The 16,366-nt window shown below is 65.4% G+C and carries 21 protein-coding genes and 1 tRNA gene; 15 read left to right on the top strand and 7 right to left on the bottom strand.

Features of this window, described 5'->3' with window-relative positions:
* The first annotated feature begins 102 nt into the window (after window positions 1–102).
* The 13 genes from rpmF to HLA98_RS03710 all read left to right on the top strand — a co-directional run bounded on the left by rpmF (window position 103) and on the right by HLA98_RS03710 (window position 10,986).
* On the top strand, window positions 103–297 hold the full coding sequence (gene rpmF, locus HLA98_RS03770; RefSeq protein WP_004154640.1) for a 50S ribosomal protein L32: 195 nt from the start codon (window positions 103–105) through the stop codon (window positions 295–297).
* A gap of 91 nt (window positions 298–388) precedes the next feature.
* Window positions 389–1,366, top strand: a complete 978-nt coding sequence (locus HLA98_RS03765; protein ID WP_014646186.1) for a beta-ketoacyl-ACP synthase III — start codon at window positions 389–391, stop codon at window positions 1,364–1,366.
* 77 nt (window positions 1,367–1,443) lie between these two features.
* Window positions 1,444–2,226: a BUD32 family EKC/KEOPS complex subunit gene (locus HLA98_RS03760; RefSeq protein WP_057501945.1), complete on the top strand. Its 783-nt coding sequence runs from the start codon at window positions 1,444–1,446 to the stop codon at window positions 2,224–2,226.
* 240 nt (window positions 2,227–2,466) lie between these two features.
* The gene (fabD, locus tag HLA98_RS03755) at window positions 2,467–3,411 is read left to right on the top strand and encodes an ACP S-malonyltransferase (protein ID WP_049444071.1); all 945 of its coding nucleotides are present in this window, start codon (window positions 2,467–2,469) and stop codon (window positions 3,409–3,411) included.
* Between the two features lie 81 nt (window positions 3,412–3,492).
* On the top strand, window positions 3,493–4,236 hold the full coding sequence (fabG, locus tag HLA98_RS03750) for a 3-oxoacyl-ACP reductase FabG (RefSeq protein ID WP_057501944.1): 744 nt from the start codon (window positions 3,493–3,495) through the stop codon (window positions 4,234–4,236).
* Between the two features lie 152 nt (window positions 4,237–4,388).
* Entirely contained in the window at window positions 4,389–4,628 is a 240-nt protein-coding gene (gene acpP, locus HLA98_RS03745) for an acyl carrier protein (protein WP_005408313.1), read from the top strand.
* Between the two features lie 143 nt (window positions 4,629–4,771).
* Window positions 4,772–6,034, top strand: coding sequence for a beta-ketoacyl-ACP synthase II (gene fabF, locus HLA98_RS03740; protein ID WP_049444073.1), 1,263 nt, complete (start codon window positions 4,772–4,774; stop codon window positions 6,032–6,034).
* A 214-nt stretch (window positions 6,035–6,248) separates the two neighbouring features.
* Entirely contained in the window at window positions 6,249–7,613 is a 1,365-nt protein-coding gene (locus HLA98_RS03735) for an aminodeoxychorismate synthase component I (protein WP_057501943.1), read from the top strand.
* Between the two features lie 138 nt (window positions 7,614–7,751).
* Window positions 7,752–8,813, top strand: a complete 1,062-nt coding sequence (mltG, locus tag HLA98_RS03730; RefSeq protein WP_057501942.1) for an endolytic transglycosylase MltG — start codon at window positions 7,752–7,754, stop codon at window positions 8,811–8,813.
* On the top strand, window positions 8,810–9,475 hold the full coding sequence (gene tmk, locus HLA98_RS03725; RefSeq protein ID WP_049444079.1) for a dTMP kinase: 666 nt from the start codon (window positions 8,810–8,812) through the stop codon (window positions 9,473–9,475). The genes mltG and tmk overlap by 4 nt, the downstream gene beginning before the upstream one ends.
* Entirely contained in the window at window positions 9,472–10,428 is a 957-nt protein-coding gene (locus HLA98_RS03720; protein ID WP_057501941.1) for a DNA polymerase III subunit delta', read from the top strand. Before tmk ends, HLA98_RS03720 begins: the two co-directional genes overlap by 4 nt.
* Window positions 10,425–10,778, top strand: coding sequence for a PilZ domain-containing protein (locus tag HLA98_RS03715; protein ID WP_005412452.1), 354 nt, complete (start codon window positions 10,425–10,427; stop codon window positions 10,776–10,778). Before HLA98_RS03720 ends, HLA98_RS03715 begins: the two co-directional genes overlap by 4 nt.
* A 133-nt stretch (window positions 10,779–10,911) precedes the next feature.
* Window positions 10,912–10,986: transfer RNA gene (locus HLA98_RS03710), tRNA-Val, on the top strand.
* 159 nt (window positions 10,987–11,145) lie between these two features.
* Here HLA98_RS03710 and HLA98_RS03705 read toward each other — a convergent pair.
* The 4 genes from HLA98_RS03705 to HLA98_RS03690 form a co-directional block, all read right to left on the bottom strand.
* The gene (locus tag HLA98_RS03705; protein ID WP_021202623.1) at window positions 11,146–11,403 is read right to left on the bottom strand and encodes a hypothetical protein; all 258 of its coding nucleotides are present in this window, start codon (window positions 11,401–11,403) and stop codon (window positions 11,146–11,148) included.
* Window positions 11,404–11,405: 2 nt separating this feature from the next.
* Complete coding sequence (locus tag HLA98_RS21090) at window positions 11,406–12,368, bottom strand: RHS repeat domain-containing protein (protein ID WP_197718328.1); 963 nt, start codon at window positions 12,366–12,368, stop codon at window positions 11,406–11,408.
* 195 nt (window positions 12,369–12,563) lie between these two features.
* A complete protein-coding gene (locus HLA98_RS03695) occupies window positions 12,564–13,127 on the bottom strand; it encodes a hypothetical protein (RefSeq protein ID WP_057501939.1) in 564 nt (187 codons plus the stop codon).
* A gap of 52 nt (window positions 13,128–13,179) precedes the next feature.
* Window positions 13,180–13,623 carry a hypothetical protein gene (locus HLA98_RS03690; protein WP_232015475.1) on the bottom strand — a complete coding sequence of 148 codons (444 nt, stop codon included), beginning with the start codon at window positions 13,621–13,623 and terminating at the stop codon, window positions 13,180–13,182.
* 93 nt (window positions 13,624–13,716) lie between these two features.
* On the opposite strand from HLA98_RS03690, the gene HLA98_RS03685 reads away from it, so the two are divergent.
* Together HLA98_RS03685 and HLA98_RS03680 are read left to right on the top strand one after the other, a co-directional pair.
* Entirely contained in the window at window positions 13,717–14,097 is a 381-nt protein-coding gene (locus tag HLA98_RS03685) for a tautomerase family protein (protein ID WP_049444086.1), read from the top strand.
* A 47-nt stretch (window positions 14,098–14,144) separates the two neighbouring features.
* Window positions 14,145–14,567: a hypothetical protein gene (locus tag HLA98_RS03680; protein WP_057501938.1), complete on the top strand. Its 423-nt coding sequence runs from the start codon at window positions 14,145–14,147 to the stop codon at window positions 14,565–14,567.
* A 67-nt stretch (window positions 14,568–14,634) separates the two neighbouring features.
* Here the strand turns inward: HLA98_RS03680 and HLA98_RS03675 are convergent, their stop codons facing one another.
* From HLA98_RS03675 to HLA98_RS03665, 3 genes are read right to left on the bottom strand one after another with little or no spacing between them, the layout of a single operon-like run.
* Window positions 14,635–15,708 (bottom strand): phage late control D family protein, encoded by a 1,074-nt coding sequence (locus HLA98_RS03675; RefSeq protein ID WP_057501937.1) that lies wholly within the window; start codon window positions 15,706–15,708, stop codon window positions 14,635–14,637.
* The gene (locus HLA98_RS03670; protein WP_049444089.1) at window positions 15,699–15,914 is read right to left on the bottom strand and encodes a tail protein X; all 216 of its coding nucleotides are present in this window, start codon (window positions 15,912–15,914) and stop codon (window positions 15,699–15,701) included. Before HLA98_RS03670 ends, HLA98_RS03675 begins: the two co-directional genes overlap by 10 nt.
* A complete protein-coding gene (locus HLA98_RS03665; RefSeq protein WP_057501936.1) occupies window positions 15,898–16,365 on the bottom strand; it encodes a phage tail protein in 468 nt (155 codons plus the stop codon). Before HLA98_RS03665 ends, HLA98_RS03670 begins: the two co-directional genes overlap by 17 nt.
* Window position 16,366 lies beyond the last annotated feature (1 nt).

Below are 16,366 nucleotides of genomic sequence, written 5' to 3'. Positions count from 1 at the left end.
GGATTGTCGTCGGCGGCTGCGGCGAAAGCGAAAGTGTGCTGGGCGCTGGCGTCCTGCGCGACGATACGACGAAGCAAAACGAACCGAGTTTGGAGCAATCCCATGGCTGTGCAGAAATCCCGTGTCACCCCGTCCCGCCGCGGCATGCGTCGTGCCCATGACGCCCTGAGCGCCAAGCAGCTGTCGACCGACCCGACCACCGGCGAAGTGCACCTGCGTCACCACATCACTGCCGATGGTTTCTACCGCGGCAAGAAGGTCATCCAGACCAAGACCTCGGCCGTCGAAGAAGATTGATGTGCCGGGAAGGCCGCTGCCCCCGGGCAGCGGCCTTTGCCTTCTTTCCCGGGCGTGCCGGTGATCGGCGGCCCGCGCAACAGGAAACATGATGAGCAAGCGGATCTATTCGAGGATCGCGGGCACCGGTAGCTATTTGCCGGAAAAAGTCCTGACCAATGCCGACCTGGAAAAAATGGTCGAAACCTCGGATGAGTGGATCCAGTCGCGCACCGGAATTCGTGAACGGCACATCGCGGCCGAAGGCGAAACCACCAGCGACCTTGGCTACAACGCCGCCCTGCGGGCGCTTGAAGCCGCAGGCATCGATGCCTCGCAGCTCGACATGATCGTGGTCGGCACGACCACTCCTGATCTCATTTTCCCGTCCACCGCGTGCCTGATCCAGGCCAAGCTCGGTGTGGCCGGGTGCCCCGCCTTCGACGTCAACGCAGCCTGTTCCGGCTTCGTGTTCGCGCTGGGCGTGGCCGACAAATTCATCCGCTCCGGCGACTGCAAGCACGTGCTGGTGATCGGCACTGAAACGTTGACCCGCATGGTCGACTGGAACGATCGCACCACCTGCGTGCTGTTCGGCGATGGCGCCGGCGCTGTCGTGCTCAAGGCCGACGAAGACACCGGCATCCTCAGCACCCACCTGCATGCCGACGGCAGCAAGAAGGAGCTGTTGTGGAACCCGGTCGGCGTCTCGACCGGTTTCAAGGACGGCGCCAACGGTGGTGGCACCATCAACATGAAGGGCAACGACGTGTTCAAGTACGCCGTCAAGGCGCTGGACTCGGTCGTGGACGAGACCCTGGCCGCCAACGGCCTGGACAAGTCCGACCTGGACTGGCTGATTCCGCACCAGGCCAACCTGCGCATCATCGAAGCCACCGCCAAGCGTCTGGAGATGTCGATGGACCAGGTGGTGGTGACGGTCGACAAGCATGGCAACACCTCGTCCGGCTCGGTGCCGCTGGCGCTGGATGCGGCCGTGCGGTCCGGCAAGGTCGAGCGTGGCCAGCTGCTGCTGCTGGAGGCCTTCGGCGGTGGCTTCACGTGGGGTTCGGCCCTACTGCGCTATTGATAGTGCAAGTTACGACAACGTGAAGTCTGTCGTTGCGGCCCCTCTGGGGCCGTAACGCGTTTTAAGGAGGACCTGTCATGGTTGAGCCCATCGTCATCGAAGGGCAACGTGCCTGGCTGAAGCAGTACGGCAAGGGAAGCCGAGCACTGGCCCTGGGCCTGCTCAATTTTGTTGCCCGCCGTTTCCATCTCGATGCCCTGCGCCCGCCACCGCACCGCGGCGGTGATGCGGCACGCGAAACCGAAGCCCGTCGCCTGGGGGAGCTGCAGGCGCAGGGCGTGAACGTGCCCGACGTGCTGGGCACCGGCCATGCCGCGCTGGTGATCGGCGACAACGGCAATTCGTTCAATACCTGCCTGCGCCAGGCCGATGAGGCCGGTCGCGACCGGCTGGTGATGGCGGCGATGCAGGCCATCGCCGAGGCGCATGGACGCGGCGCGTATTTCGGCCAGCCGCTGCCGCGCAACCTCACCTGGGATGGGCAGCAGGTGGGCTTCATCGACTTCGAGGAAGATCCGCTGGAAGTGATGGATCTGTCCGAAGCGCAGGCCCGCGACTGGCTGATGTTCGGCTACGGCGTGGCCAAGTACTACGCCGACCGCCCGGAGCAGCTGCAGGCGATGATGGCCGAGGCGATGGGCGATGCCCAGGCGCCGGTGCGCGAGCACGTGCACGCAGTCAGTGGCCGCCTGCGCAGCCTGGCCCGGGTGTGCATGAAGCTGGGCCGCTCAGCGCGCGCGCTGGCCCATTCCATCTTCATTGCCCACGGCGCCAGCACCGCTGGCTTGCTGCTGCTGGTCGGCCTGTGCGTGGATTTCCTCGCCGACGGCGACCTGGACGTCCTGCAACTGTTCTGCTGATGGCAGGTTCGTGCTGCGGTGGAGCCGACTGTTGGTCGACATCCGCGCGCAGCGCGGGTTTTCAGGGGCAGATCGAGGGGCGGTCGACCAACAGTCGACGCTACCTGGGCGGGGACACCGCGCCGGATGCCGGGTTGTCCCGCGGCCGCGCTCCATACGCGTGCATACGCGCACGTACAGACGACACGGCATGTTCCCCCTTATCATGGGCCGCTTCGATTGCAACAAGCGGATGACCGCGTGACCGTATCCACCCTCGCTTTTGTCTTCCCCGGCCAGGGCTCGCAGTCTGTGGGCATGGTGGCCGAGCTGGCCGAACTGCACCCGCAGGTGCGGGACGCCTTCACCGAGGCATCCGATGGTGCCGGCGTCGACCTGTGGGCGCTGTCCCAGGGCGGCCCGGAGGAAATGCTCAACCGTACCGAATACACCCAGCCGGCCCTGCTGGCCGCAAGCATCGGCGTGTGGCGCGCCTGGAACGCCGTCGGCGGTCCGCGTCCGTCGGTGCTGGCCGGTCACAGCCTGGGCGAATACACCGCACTGGTTGCCGCTGGCGCGCTGAGCCTGCATGACGGTGCGCACCTGGTGCGCCTGCGCGGCCAGCTGATGCAGGAAGCCGCTCCGGCTGGCGTCGGCGCCATGGCTGCGGTGCTTGGCGCCGAGGACCAGCTGGTGCTGGACGTCTGCGCCGAAGCCGCAGGCAGCCAGGTGGTGGTGCCGGCCAACTTCAACTCGCCCGGCCAGATCGTGATCGGTGGCGACGCCGATGCAGTCGACCGCGCGCTGGCGCTGCTGGCCGGGAAGGGCGTGCGCAAGGCGGTCAAGCTGGCCGTCAGCGTGCCCTCGCATACCCCGCTGATGCGCGAAGCCGCCAACCGCCTGGCCGAAGTGATGGCCGGCCTGAACTGGCACGCGCCGCAGCTGCCGGTGGTGCAGAACGTCGATGCCCAGGTCCATGACGGCATTGACGCGATCCGCACCGCACTGGTGCAGCAGTTGTACCAGCCGGTGCAGTGGACCGGTTGCGTGCAGGCGCTGGCCGCCCGTGGCATCACCCAGGTTGCCGAGTGCGGCCCGGGCAAGGTGCTGACTGGCTTGGTCAAGCGCATCGACAAGGCCATCGATGGCCGTTCACTGGCCACGCCGGGCGACTTCGAAGGCGCCCGCGAGGCATGGTCGGCCTGATACCCCCTGTTCTGCCGACCGTACCGGTGGCCGCTGCAAGCGGCACGGGTGCGGCGGCCGCCCCAGCCTGAGGAAAACATCATGAGCAAGCCCCTGCAGGGTGAAATCGCACTGGTCACCGGCGCCAGCCGTGGCATTGGTGCCGCCATCGCCGATCTTCTGGCCGCCCAGGGCGCCACCGTGATCGGTACCGCCACCACCGAATCCGGTGCCGCTGCGATCGGTGAACGCCTGGCCGCCCACGGTGGCCACGGCCGCGCACTGAACGTGACCGACGCTGCCGCGCTGGACGGCGTGCTGGACGGCATCGCCAAGGAATTCGGCCCGATCTCGATCCTGGTCAACAACGCCGGCATCACCCGCGACAATCTGCTGATGCGCATGAAGGATGAGGACTGGGCGTCGATCATCGACACCAACCTGACCAGCGTGTTCCGCACCAGCAAGGCGGTGATGCGCGGCATGATGAAGGCGCGCAAGGGCCGCATCATCAACATCGCATCGGTGGTGGGCGTGACCGGCAATGCCGGCCAGGCCAACTACGCGGCCGCCAAGGCCGGCATCATCGGCTTCAGCAAGTCGCTGGCCAAGGAAATCGGTTCGCGCGGTGTCACCGTCAATGTGGTCGCTCCTGGCTTCATCGACACCGACATGACCAAGGCGTTGCCGGAAGAAGCGCGTACCGCGCTGATCAACGACATCGCCCTCGAACGCCTGGGTTCGCCGGAAGACATCGCCCATGCGGTGGCCTTCCTGGCCAGCCCGGCTGCCGGTTACATCACCGGCGAAACCCTCCATGTGAACGGCGGCATGTACATGCCGTAAGCAAGGGGCGCAGGGATTGCGCCGCAAGTGGTTGATCTGCTGAGGTTTTTGCTGCAATGCAAGGCCGCGCCGGTTTCCACTACACTATCCCACGGCCATCGCCTTTGATGGCGACCACTTTTGAACCACAACTCCATCTGGAGCGAGATCCCATGAGCACCATCGAAGAACGCGTCAAGAAAATCGTCGTCGAACAGCTTGGCGTCAAGGAAGAAGAAGTCACCAACAGCGCATCGTTCGTCGATGACCTGGGCGCTGACTCGCTGGACACCGTCGAGCTGGTGATGGCCCTGGAAGAAGAATTCGAGTGCGAGATCCCGGACGAAGAAGCCGAGAAGATCAGCACCGTGCAGGCCGCCATCGACTACGTCAAGGCCCACGTCAAGGCCTGATGTCAGACGGCAGTGCGCGCGCGGGTTGATCCTCGCCGCGCACCGCACCCCATGGGGCCGCTGTTGCGGCCCCGTGTGTTTGGGCATCACATCGAAGCAAACCGAGTTACCCGCAGAAATCATCCGGGTCAGGAGAAACAGCAATGAAGCGTCGCGTCGTCGTAACCGGCCTGGGTATCGTCTCGCCGTTGGGCAATGATCTGGCCAGCAGCTGGGAAGGCATCACCCACGGTCGTTCGGGCATCGGTCCGCTGACCAACGTTTCTGATGCCTACCTGGATCGGTTCACCACCAAGATTGCAGGTGAGGTCAAGGGATTCGACATCACCGCCGACAATGAACTGTTCGGCAAATTCCGGGTCAGCGGCAAGGATGCCAAGAAGATGGACCCGTTCATCCATTACGGCCTCGGTGCCTCGTTCATGGCCCTGCACGACTCGGGCCTGGAGATCACCGACGCCAATGCCGAGCGCATCGGCGCCATCGTCGGCGCCGGCATCGGCGGCCTGCTTGGCATCGAAGAGCAGACCATCGAGTTCCACGAGGGCAAGAAGATCTCGCCCTTCTACGTGCCCAAGACCATCATCAACATGCTGCCGGGCCAGCTGAGCATCATCACCGGCCTGAAGGGTCCGTCGTTCTCGGCGGTCTCGGCGTGCGCGACCTCGAACCATTCGATCGGTACCGCGATGCGCATGATCCAGTACGGCGATGCCGACGTGATGGTGGTCGGTGGTGCCGAGCGTGGCTCGTCGCCGACCGCCGTGGGCGGCTTCTGCGCGATGAAGGCCATGAGCACCCGCAACGATGCTCCGGAACAGGCCTCGCGCCCGTGGGACAAGGACCGCGACGGCTTCGTGCTGGGCGACGGCGCCGGCATCCTGATCCTGGAAGAGTACGAGCACGCCAAGGCCCGTGGTGCGAAGATCTATTGCGAACTGGCCGGCTTCGGCGCCAGCTCCGACGCTTACCACATGACCGCGCCGAGCGAGAACGGCGAAGGCGCCGCGCGCTGCATGGTCATGGCCATGAAGGACGCCGGCGTGAGCCCGGAGCAGGTGGGCTACCTCAACGCGCACGGCACCTCCACGCCGCTGGGCGACCTGGGCGAGACCATGGCGATGAAGACCGCCTTCGGCGACCACGCCTACAAGATGATGGTCAGCTCCACCAAGTCGATGACCGGCCACCTGCTGGGCGCTGCCGGCGGCGTGGAAGCGATCTTCTCGGTGATGGCGCTGCAGGACAACGTCATCCCGCCGACCATCAACCTGCAGCAGCCGGGCGAAGGCTGCGACCTGGACTACGTGCCCAACGAAGCACGCCAGGCCAAGGTGGACGTGGTGATGTCCAATGGCTTCGGCTTCGGCGGCACCAACGGCACGCTGATCTTCAAGCGCGTCTGACCGGTGTTGCGACGTCGCGCCATGCTCGACGTCGCATTGGTAGAGTCGACTGTTAGTCGACTGCCTTTCGATCCGCCGCGGTGATCGTTGATGGGAAAGCAGTCGACTGACAGTCGACTCTACCTATCGGCAATCCGACAAACGGATCAACGCCGTGCACCACGGAGCCGCCGCAAGGCGGCTTCCGTGCATCTGAATCCCCGAACTGGCCGCCATGACCCACGCCCCGCTGATCCACCCGCTGCCGCACCCGATCGACCTGCTGGCCCTGCAGCAGCACGACCCGGCGCGCTTCCCGCTGCTGATGGAGTCCACCGCCTCGGGTACCGTCCAGGGCCGCTGGAGCCTGCTGCTGGCCGCGCAGGGCGATTGTCTGCGGCTGGATGCCGATGGCCGGGTGCGCGACCAGCACGATGCGGTCCACGCCGGCAGCTTCCTGCAGGTGCTGGACCGTGCCTGGCAGCGCGAACGCCTGCCGCATGATGGCAGCCACAGCCTGCCGTTCCGCGGCGGCTGGGCATTGATGCTGGATTACGAAGTGGCCAGCCAGATCGAACCGGTGCTGCCGGCGCGTGCGCGCGCGGACGGCCGCCCGACCGCGTTGGCGCTGCGCTGCCCGGCGGCGGTGCTGCATGACCACCACAACGATGCCAGCTTCGTCATCGCCGAAGCCGACGAGCAGGCGTTGCTGGATGCGCTGGTGGCACTGGCCTCGGCCGCGCTGCCCGAAGCCGGGCAGGGCTGGCAGCCGCCGCAGTTGGTGGGCGAGGATGCGCCGCAGCGCTTCACCGACGGCGTACGCCGGGTGATCGAGTACCTGCGTGCCGGCGACGTGTTCCAGGTGAACCTGTCGCGGCGCTGGAGCGCGCAGTTCGCTGCGCCGGTCAGCCCGCAGGCGCTGTACGCGCAGCTGCGCCGTGCCAACCCGGCACCGTTCGCCGGCCTGTTCAGCGCCCATGGCCGCCACGTGGTCAGTTCCTCGCCGGAGCGGCTGGTGTCGGTGCATGCCGGCCACGCGCAGACCCGTCCGATTGCCGGCACGCGTCCGCGCTTCGAGGGGGACGATGATGCCGCGCGCATCCAGGAGCTGGTCGGCCACCCGAAGGAGCGTGCCGAGCACGTGATGCTGATCGACCTGGAGCGCAACGACCTGGGCCGTATCTGCCTGCCCGGTACCGTGGTGGTCGATGAGCTGATGACCGTGGAGAGCTACGCGCATGTGCACCACATCGTCAGCAACGTCAGCGGCCACCTGCGCCCCGAGGTCACCCCGGGCGAGGTGATCGCCGCCACCTTCCCCGGCGGCACCATCACCGGCTGCCCCAAGGTGCGCTGCATGCAGATCATCAGCGAACTGGAGCAGGTGCCGCGTGGCGCCTACACCGGCGCGTTCGGCTGGCTGAACCGCGATGGCGACCTGGACCTGAACATCCTGATCCGCACCGCCGAAGTGGATGGCCACGAGGTGAGCTTCCGCACTGGCGCCGGCATCGTGGTTGATTCGGACCCGGACAAGGAACTGGACGAGACCCGCGCCAAGGCCCGCGGCCTGCTGCGCGCGCTGGGCCAGCAGGGCTAGGCGTGTTCCGGTAGGCCGGTGGGGGCCATTGTTGCGGTGGGTGCCGACCGTTGGTCGGCACGGGTGTGTGGCCCCGGTCATGACCCCAATCCACCGGCACGGTATCCTGCACGACGGAATCGAGTTCAGAGGTAGTCCATGGCGGGAGCCAAGCGCGGGTGTCTGTTCGTGGTAACGCTGGTGGTGGTGCTGGCCGCCGTCGTGGCCGGCGCGGGCGCGTGGTTCTTCTACCAGCAGACCCGGTTCGCCGACGCCCCGATCACCCCGTCCGCCGAGAGCATGGTCATCGCCAGAGGCGATGGCATGAACACGGTACTGCGCAAGCTGCGCGAGGCCGGCGTGGACGAGGGCCAGGACGCGCAGTGGCAGCTGCTGGCGCGCCAGCTTGATGCCGCCGGCAAGCTGAAAGTGGGCGAGTACGCGCTCAGTGGCGAGCTGACCCCGCGCGAGCTGCTGCTGCGCATGCGCGCCGGCAAGGTGCTGCAGCACCGGGTCACCATCGTGGAGGGTTGGAACATCCGCCAGCTGCGTGCCGCGCTCAAGCGCGCCGAGCCGTTGCTGCACACCACCGACAGCCTCGATGACGCCGCGCTCATGCAGCGTCTCGGGTTTGGTGGCCAGCATCCGGAAGGCCGCTTCCTGCCGGAGACCTACGTCTACCAGCGTGGCGACAGCGATCTGGACGTGCTCAAGCGCGCCCACGCCGCAATGGAAAAGGCGCTGGATGAAGCCTGGGAAAGCCGTGCGCCGGACCTGCCGATCAACACGCCGTACGAACTGCTGACGATGGCGTCGATCATCGAGAAGGAAACCGCGCTGGCCAGTGAGCGTCCGCAGATTGCCGGCGTGTTCATGCGCCGCCTGAAGATCGGCATGCGCCTGCAGACCGACCCGACCGTGATCTACGGCATCGGTGCGGCGTATGACGGCAACATCCGCCGCCGCGACCTGACCACCGATACGCCCTACAACACCTATACCCGTGCGGGCCTGACCCCGACCCCGATCGCCATGCCCAGCCGCGATGCGCTGATGGCGGCCGCGCAACCCGCAGCGGGCGACGCGCTGTACTTCGTCGCCGTGGGCGATGGCAGTGGCGCGCACGTGTTCTCGCCCAGCCTGGACCAGCACAACGCCGCAGTGGCCCGCTACCTGCAGCAGCTGCGCCAGCAACGTACCCAGGAGACCCCGGCGCAATGAGTCCCGCGCTGCTTCGCCACCCGCGTTTCGTCAGCCTGGAAGGCGGCGAGGGCGCGGGCAAGACCACCGCCATCAATGCCATCCGTGACTGCCTGCGCAGCCACGGTCATGAGGTGGTACTCACCCGCGAACCGGGCGGTACGCCGCTGGCCGAGCGTATCCGCGGCCTGGTGCTGAAGCCCGATGCCGAGATCGCCGCCGAACCGCTCAGCGCCGAAGCCGAGCTGCTGCTGGTGTTCGCTGCACGCGCGCAGCATGTGCGCCAGGTGATCCAGCCGGCGCTGCAGCGCGGCGCCTATGTGCTGAGCGATCGCTTCACCGATTCCAGCTACGCCTACCAGGGGGGGGGGCGTGGCCTTGATCCGCAGTGGATTGCCGACCTGGAACGCCGCGCGGTGGGCCTGCTGCCGGGCCTGACCCTGCTGCTGGACGTGGACGTGGCAGTAGGCCGCGCACGCGCCAATGGCCGTGACCTGTGGCCGGACCGCATCGAGAGCGAGCAGGACGATTTCTTCCAGCGCGTGCGCGAAGTGTTCCGCGGCCGCGCACAGCAGGACCCGCAGCGGTTCGCCCTGATCGACGCTGGCCAGGTGCAGGAACGCGTCGCCGCTGATGTGGTCGCGCGTGTCGAGCACTGGCTGCAGGACGGGGAGAGCGCATGAGCCGTTTCTCGCCGTGGCAGCAGCGCGCGTTCGATCAGACGGTCGCCGCGCTCGATGCCGGTCGGCTCGGTCATGGCCTGCTGATCTGCGGCCCGTCCGGGCTGGGAAAGCGCGACGTGGCGTTGGCCTTGGCCGACCACGTACTGGCGCGCGGCGATGCCGCGCATGCCACGCGCACGCGCCAGCTGATCGCCGCCGGCACCCATCCGGACCTGCAGCTGGTCAGCTTCATTCCGAACAAGAGCGGCGACAAGCTGCGCACCGAGATCGTCATCGAGCAGGTGCGTGAGATCACCGACAAGCTGGCGCTGACCCCGCAGTACGGCGTGGCGCAGGTGGTGATCGTCGACCCGGCCGATGCGATCAACCGCTCGGCGGCCAACGCGCTGCTGAAGACGCTGGAAGAGCCGCAGCCAGGCCGTTATCTGTGGCTGATCAGCAGCGACCCGGCACGCCTGCCACAGACCGTGCGAAGCCGCTGCCAGCGCCTGGAATTCAAGCTGCCGCCGCGCGATGAAGCGATGGCCTGGCTGCAGCAGCAGGGCCACAGCGAAGCATCGGCGCGCGAAGCGCTGGACGCGGCGCGCGGCCATCCCGGCCAGGCCGACAACTGGCTGCGTGAAGATGGCCTGAGCCTGCGCCGCGAAGTAGGGCGCGAGCTGGAACAGCTGGCCGCCGGCAAGACCGGTGCGGTGGAGCTGGCGCAGAAGTGGTGCGGTGACGACAACGCGGCGCTGCGCCTGCGCTTTGCTGCCGACCTGGCGCTGGCCCAGGCCAGCACCGATGCCTTGACCACGCCGGAGCGATTGCACAAGCTTGCAGCCTGGTTCGATGCGGCCAACCGCACCCGCGACCTGCTGCGCACCACGGTGCGTGCAGACCTTGCCGTGGTCGAGTTGCTGCTGGCCTGGAACAAGGTGAACGAGCGGCCTGCCGCAAGGGGAAATCGATGAGTGCCAGCAACGCCCGCCAGGGCATCCTGTCCCTGGCCGTGAAGGACAAAGCCGCGCTGTACAGCGCGTACATGCCGTTCGTGAAGAACGGCGGCATCTTCGTGCCCACGCCCAAGCGCTACTTCCTGGGCGACGAGGTGTTCCTGCTGCTGACCCTGCCCGATTCCAGCGAGCGCCTGCCGGTGGCCGGCAAGGTGATCTGGGTGACGCCGGCCGGCGCGCAGGGCAACCGCACCGCCGGTATCGGCGTGCAGCTGGCCGATGGTGCCGAAGGCGAGGGCGTGCGCCACAAGATCGAGACCCTGCTGGCCGGCCTGACCGGCTCGGACAAGCCGACCCATACGATGTGAGGCAGCGCCTCGCGGTCCTGTAGAGCCGAGCCATGCTCGGCTGCCGTTGCCCGAAGACAGCCGTGAACGCGAATGTGAAAAACTGTTGACGGCCTCTGAAAAGCCCCTATAATGAGCGGCTCAGCAACACACCGGGCGGTTAGCTCAGCGGTAGAGCATTGCCTTCACACGGCAAGGGTCACAGGTTCGATCCCTGTACCGCCCACCATGTTGCAGAACGAAAAAAGCCTCCAGCAATGGGGGCTTTTTTGTTGCCTGCGATCCAGCAGGATCAGCCGAATGCGCCCTCCGTCTCAGCCGTGTTCTTCCAGCGGCGCGCTTGATCTTCGCCGTGCGTCAATCAGGCCGTGCCCGCATCAACGTGCCTTCAGTCACCCGACGCATCGGGCCGATCAACGACGGGACCGACGAAGTCAATGATTTCTTCGATCTCAATGCCTCGTTGATTAGGTTCATCGTCAGGCCCCAAGCCGCTCTCTGATAGTTCTTCCAGCAACGCATCAATCAGCGACTCGCGATCACGCTCAACGAGGTATCTGACGCCATTCTCGGGTAGGAGCAAATTGTGCTTCGCTGCGATTTCAACCAACAGCGAGCGCAGGCTGGGTGAGATATCCTTCTTCATCTTTACTTTACCTTCGGGTCTCTCAGTCCTTCGCTATTCTTCGGGAAGGCCGTTATGACCTTCCCTTCGCCGTTCAAAACTACTTTCGCATCCTTCCCTGTGTACGCCGTCTTGCCGCCGGCCTGCTCGGCAACCTTCGCGGGTTCTTTCACTGCCGATAGTATGGCCTTTGCAGAGACCCCCCTGCCTCCATCGCGGGAGATTGCCTGATTCAAGCCGTGCTTGGTGTAGCCGGTGATCTTTCCCACCACTGCGCCAGAAGTGCCCGTGACACCGGCGGCTCCTGCGCCAATCTCTGCCGCAGTGGCTACCGCTCCTGGATTTGCCATTGCGGCCAGACCACCCTCTGCGAGTACTGGAGCCGCCAGAATTGCGGTTAACGCGACACCAATTGCCGGTCCGAGGCTATCGCTTGGATTTCTCGGCGGAGGAGTAATCGGTTGCCCATTCGTGGCGTCGTTGACTACCTTAAAGGCTGCACCACTCTCCCGCCCATCAGGATCCGTGAACTTGTAAGGGTTTCCGTTGGCATATCGATACCGGTTGAACTGTTCAACTGGCTTCTGATAGGCCGTTACCGGGTCCACCGATAGGAAAATCCCCAACTGTGGATCCATGTACCGCTGCTGCATGTAGCTCAGCCCGGTGGCCGAGTCGCTCACATGTCCCGTGTATCCCGGTCCGTCTGTGGCCTGACCACCTACCAAGGCCCCATAGGGCTCATAGTCGTAGCGCTTGATCACTTTCCCATTGGCATCTGTTTCGGCGACGACGGAGCCAAGGGCGTCAGTGTGGATGTAAGTGACTGTTTCCTGGCCTGCGGCGATGGCAGATGGTAATAGGCCAAGGCCAAACGGCAGCGCAAAGCACAACCAGGTGCCTATGGCAGCCAACTGGCGGAACTGAGATTCAAATCTCCTGAAGCGCGAAATTACACCACCTGCGGCATCCCTGGATCTACGCATTCTTCGCATCCCCGAAAACGCCTTCGAGTAAGGCTTGACCGGATATTACGATCATGAAGCTTGTTGTTCGATGCGGGCCACGCAGGGGATGGGGCGGAAAGTCCTGCGCTACAGCCGTTCCAGCCATTCTCTGAGTTCACTGCTGGCCTTCATTTACACAGGGGTTTTCTTCTGTGAATGGGAACAGGCCTTGTCTCAGCCGTGTTCGTCCAATAGCTCGCGCGCGATCATCGCCGTGGCATCCAGCAGGTCATGGCCGCTGCCGGCCTGCATCACCACCGCCAGCAGGCTACGGCCCACCTCGGCACTACCGCTGGTCAGTTCCATCTCGCCTTCAAAGCACAGATCGGCCAACCATTCATGGGCCTGCTGCAGCCCGCGCTTGTGGACGCGGCGGAACTCCGCGAGCAGCTTCGCCTGGCCGGCCTCCTGCTCGCCCTCGGCCAGCAGGCCGATGGCACCGCCGTGCGCCGCGCGCCAGATGGCCGGCAGCGGGCGACCGTTCGCGTCCACCACGTCCGCCGAGAACTGCGCGCAGTACATTTCGTAGCGCTTGCCCGCTGTGCTGCGGGGCACGATGCCGGCCTCGGCCAGCAGGCGTTCGGCTTCATCCAGTGTGCTGAACTTCAAGCGCAGCAGTGCAGGGCGGCTCAGTTGTTGTGCCAGCGCCTGCTGGTTGGCGGCGAACCAGACGTTCCAGCCCACGCTTGCGCGGCCTTCCAGTGCGGCCTTGAAGTACTCCAGGTGTTCGGCGTCCATCGCTGTCTCCTGTGCTCCCTGCGGGATTGTAGCGGGAGCACATCCGGGCCGGTCAGGCATCGCCGCTGGAGAGGCAATGATGTGCCTCGCGCACCAACTGTCGTGCGGCCACGATCAGTCCGTCGATATGGAAGGCGCCCAACTGTTCGTCAGGGCCGCCTTCGTTGCGCGCATGGTCGGCGGCCTGCAGCAGATCGAGCAATGCGCCGAGCCCAGATAGCGAGCGGCGCAACGAAGCGTGATTGCTGGCGCCGAGGGTGAGGCTGATGCACGGCTGTCCGTCATCACCGTCGGCATGGTTGATCGCATAGAGACGGGCGAAGAAAGTGGGCAGCTGCGCGGACAATTTCTGCGCGTTCAGGGCGCACTCGATCTCGCGTGCGAGGTCTTCCGGCACATCGCCGCCCCTGCCGACCGTGCACGAGATGACTCCAGAGCGGCGCCGCCACGGCAATCGCGTCACCCCGCGCGGCGGAGGCGGGACCATGCCACGCATGGAGCCAGAAGGTTCCATCCCTGCGCTGTCCCACCGCCCCGGGCAGGCGTAGTCTCAGCCCGTTGCCGTGCCCATCCACTCTGGAGTGCCACCATGCCGCTCGCCCGCATCGATCTTCGCAAAGGTAAATCCGCCGACTACCTGCAACGCGTCGGCGAAACCATCTACCAGGCCATGCGCGCGGTGGGCGTGCCGGAAAATGATCGCTTCCAGATCTTCCAGGAACACGCGCCCGGTACGTTGATCTACGATCCCGGCTACCTGGGCGTGGACCGCACCGACGATTTCATCTGCATCCAGATCACCTGGAACGAAGGGCGCACGCTGGAGCAGAAGAAGGCGCTGTTCGCCGGCATCGCCGATGGCCTGCACGCGGCGGTGGGCATCCGCCGCGAGGATGTATTCATCAACCTGGTGGAAGTGAAGAAGGAAAACTGGTCGTTCGGGAACGGCCAGGCGCAGTACGTGATCTGATACCGTGCCTGGACGCATGGGCCAGGCAAGCCAGCAGGGAGTGTCACATGGGGAACAGCATCTTCCGGACGTTGGGCATTACCTTGGCCCTGTGGGGCGTGCTGGCGCCCTGCAGAGGCTCGGCAGCCAACCCCATGCGAACCGCGCCGCCCATCGTGACGTCACAGATGAAGGCAGAGCAGATGCTGGACAGCATTCACAGGATGCCGCCGCCGGAGGGTGCTCAGAAGCAGGACATCAGTGGCTTTGCGAAACAGCAGCTGCCGCCCCGAATGGGCCTGTTGAACGTCAAGGCAGCCTTCGAAGATATTCCCACCGTGCGGATATCCCGACCGGCTGACGGTGTGCTGGTGGTGCGCGACGAAAGAAGACGCTGGCTGTGGTCCCGCACCAATGTCGTGGTGATGACCTATCGCTTCACCTACATGCCTGAGCAAGCCAAAGTGCACGCAGTCCGATACACGGAGTAGCATCGGCAGGTCGTAGCAGTGTTACAGCAATTGGATCGGGAGTGCAGCATCCGCACCCTGCCTGGATCTACACCTCGCTGCCAACCTGCACACTTTCGGTAGCTGCCGCACTGCTGGCCGCCTTCACTGCATCGGCACTGTTGGTTTGTTCGCACTCGATGCTGGTCATGTAGCCGTCGTGGCTGATGGTGTGCTCGGCGCGCTTGACCAGCCACTGCCCATCCACGCCATCGCGGAAGCCCTGCATCACCACCGTGGCTTCGGCCATGAGGGTCTCGCGGCCGGGCAGGGTGTAGCTGAGCGTACGCGTCTGTCGGGCTTGTTCCTGATGCTTGGCGCGCGCTGCAGCTTCGGCGGCTTCGCGGTCGGCGTAGGCCATGCGCAGGCGCACGATCGGTTCACCGCTGCCCACCTTCACCTCCTGGCGCTTGGCAACGCGTACATCACGGTAATAGGCGATGGTGGTGCCGGTCTTCTCGCGCGAGACGATGCTCACTTTGTAGCCACTGCCATCGGCGGGGGTAAGGGTAACGTCGGGAATACGCTCACCGCTGGCACTGGTGGATTCGCCGCGTTTGACGAACATCAGGCGGCCGCCGCCCGGCTTGGCGATGGCATCATGCTGCTTGGCCAGGCGCAGCAGCAGGTTCATGTCCGACTCCTGCGACTGCACCGTCAGCGGCAGCACGATCGACGCCAGCGGTCCACTCACGGCGGCGCTCAGTCCGTGCTCGGCGGCCATGCGCTGCACCATGCCACCGATCGTCGTGCCCTTCTTCCAGGTGCGCGTCTTCTGCGTCTGCAGATCGTTCTTGCCGCCCTTGCTGGCCTCGAACGGTGCGGCGCGCGCGCGCAGGGTCATGCTGCCCGGGAAGCCGGAAATCTCCACCTCATCGCAGATGTACAGGCCCATGCGCCGTACTTCGCCGTCGTAGCCGATGAAGGCTTCCAGCTCCGCGCCTGCCGGCGGCAGCTGGATCGGATCGGACGGATCATGGTCGGCCAGCTGCAGCTCCAGCATGTCCGAGTTGTTGTCGGTCTCGTCGGTGATGCGCAGCGACTTGAAGCGCGACATGATCTTGTCAGTGATGTCCTGGCTGTTGGCCACCACGCGGAATGCCGGTGTGATGTTCAGTCCCACAGTGCTATCCCCTTGCGTTCGCCGGCGGGGCGCTGCACTTCGGGCAGGGTGATCGCCAGGCCTGCGGCCAGCACCGGGCCACGTGCGGCGAGGCCCGGATTGGCATCGAACACCGCGCGCAGAATGGCCGGTGATTGCTCGCCATAGTGCGCATACGCGATGCGGTCAACGACGTCGCCGTCGCGGGTGTTATACGTTCGTGCCATCACTGTGCTTCCGCAGGGAGAGGGTGAATTCGTGCCGCTGGATTCCCGCATCGACGGTGAAGCCGGAGGCAGTGGCGTCGATCTTGTCGATGACCCAAAGCCCCAGGTTCCCGCCCTTGCCGGTCAGCAGCCGCTGGGGCTTGCCTTGCGCTGCCAGCTTGCGCAGCTGCGAGAGCTCATCGCCGGCGCCCCGGAACTGATAGTGGATGATGCCGGGCAGCGTCATGCTGGCCTTGCCGGGGCCGGTGTACTGCAGGGCGGCCATCTGGCCGATGCGCTCCTGCGCAGCCCAGCCATATTCGTTGCTCTGCTGGATCTCCTGGAACACCGCGGTGTTGAGGCTGAACTTGAAGCCACCCAGCATCAGCAGCACCGGGGCGTTGCCGGAGTCGTTGCTCTGGAAACTGGACAACAGCTTGTCGATGGATGCGGTTACGAACTCGCGCTTCATG

The organism is Stenotrophomonas africana, assembly GCF_013004645.1.
Lineage (GTDB): Bacteria > Pseudomonadota > Gammaproteobacteria > Xanthomonadales > Xanthomonadaceae > Stenotrophomonas > Stenotrophomonas africana.
The sequence above is the reverse complement of the archived record's forward strand: the minus strand, read 5'-3'. Positions and strand labels throughout refer to the sequence as shown.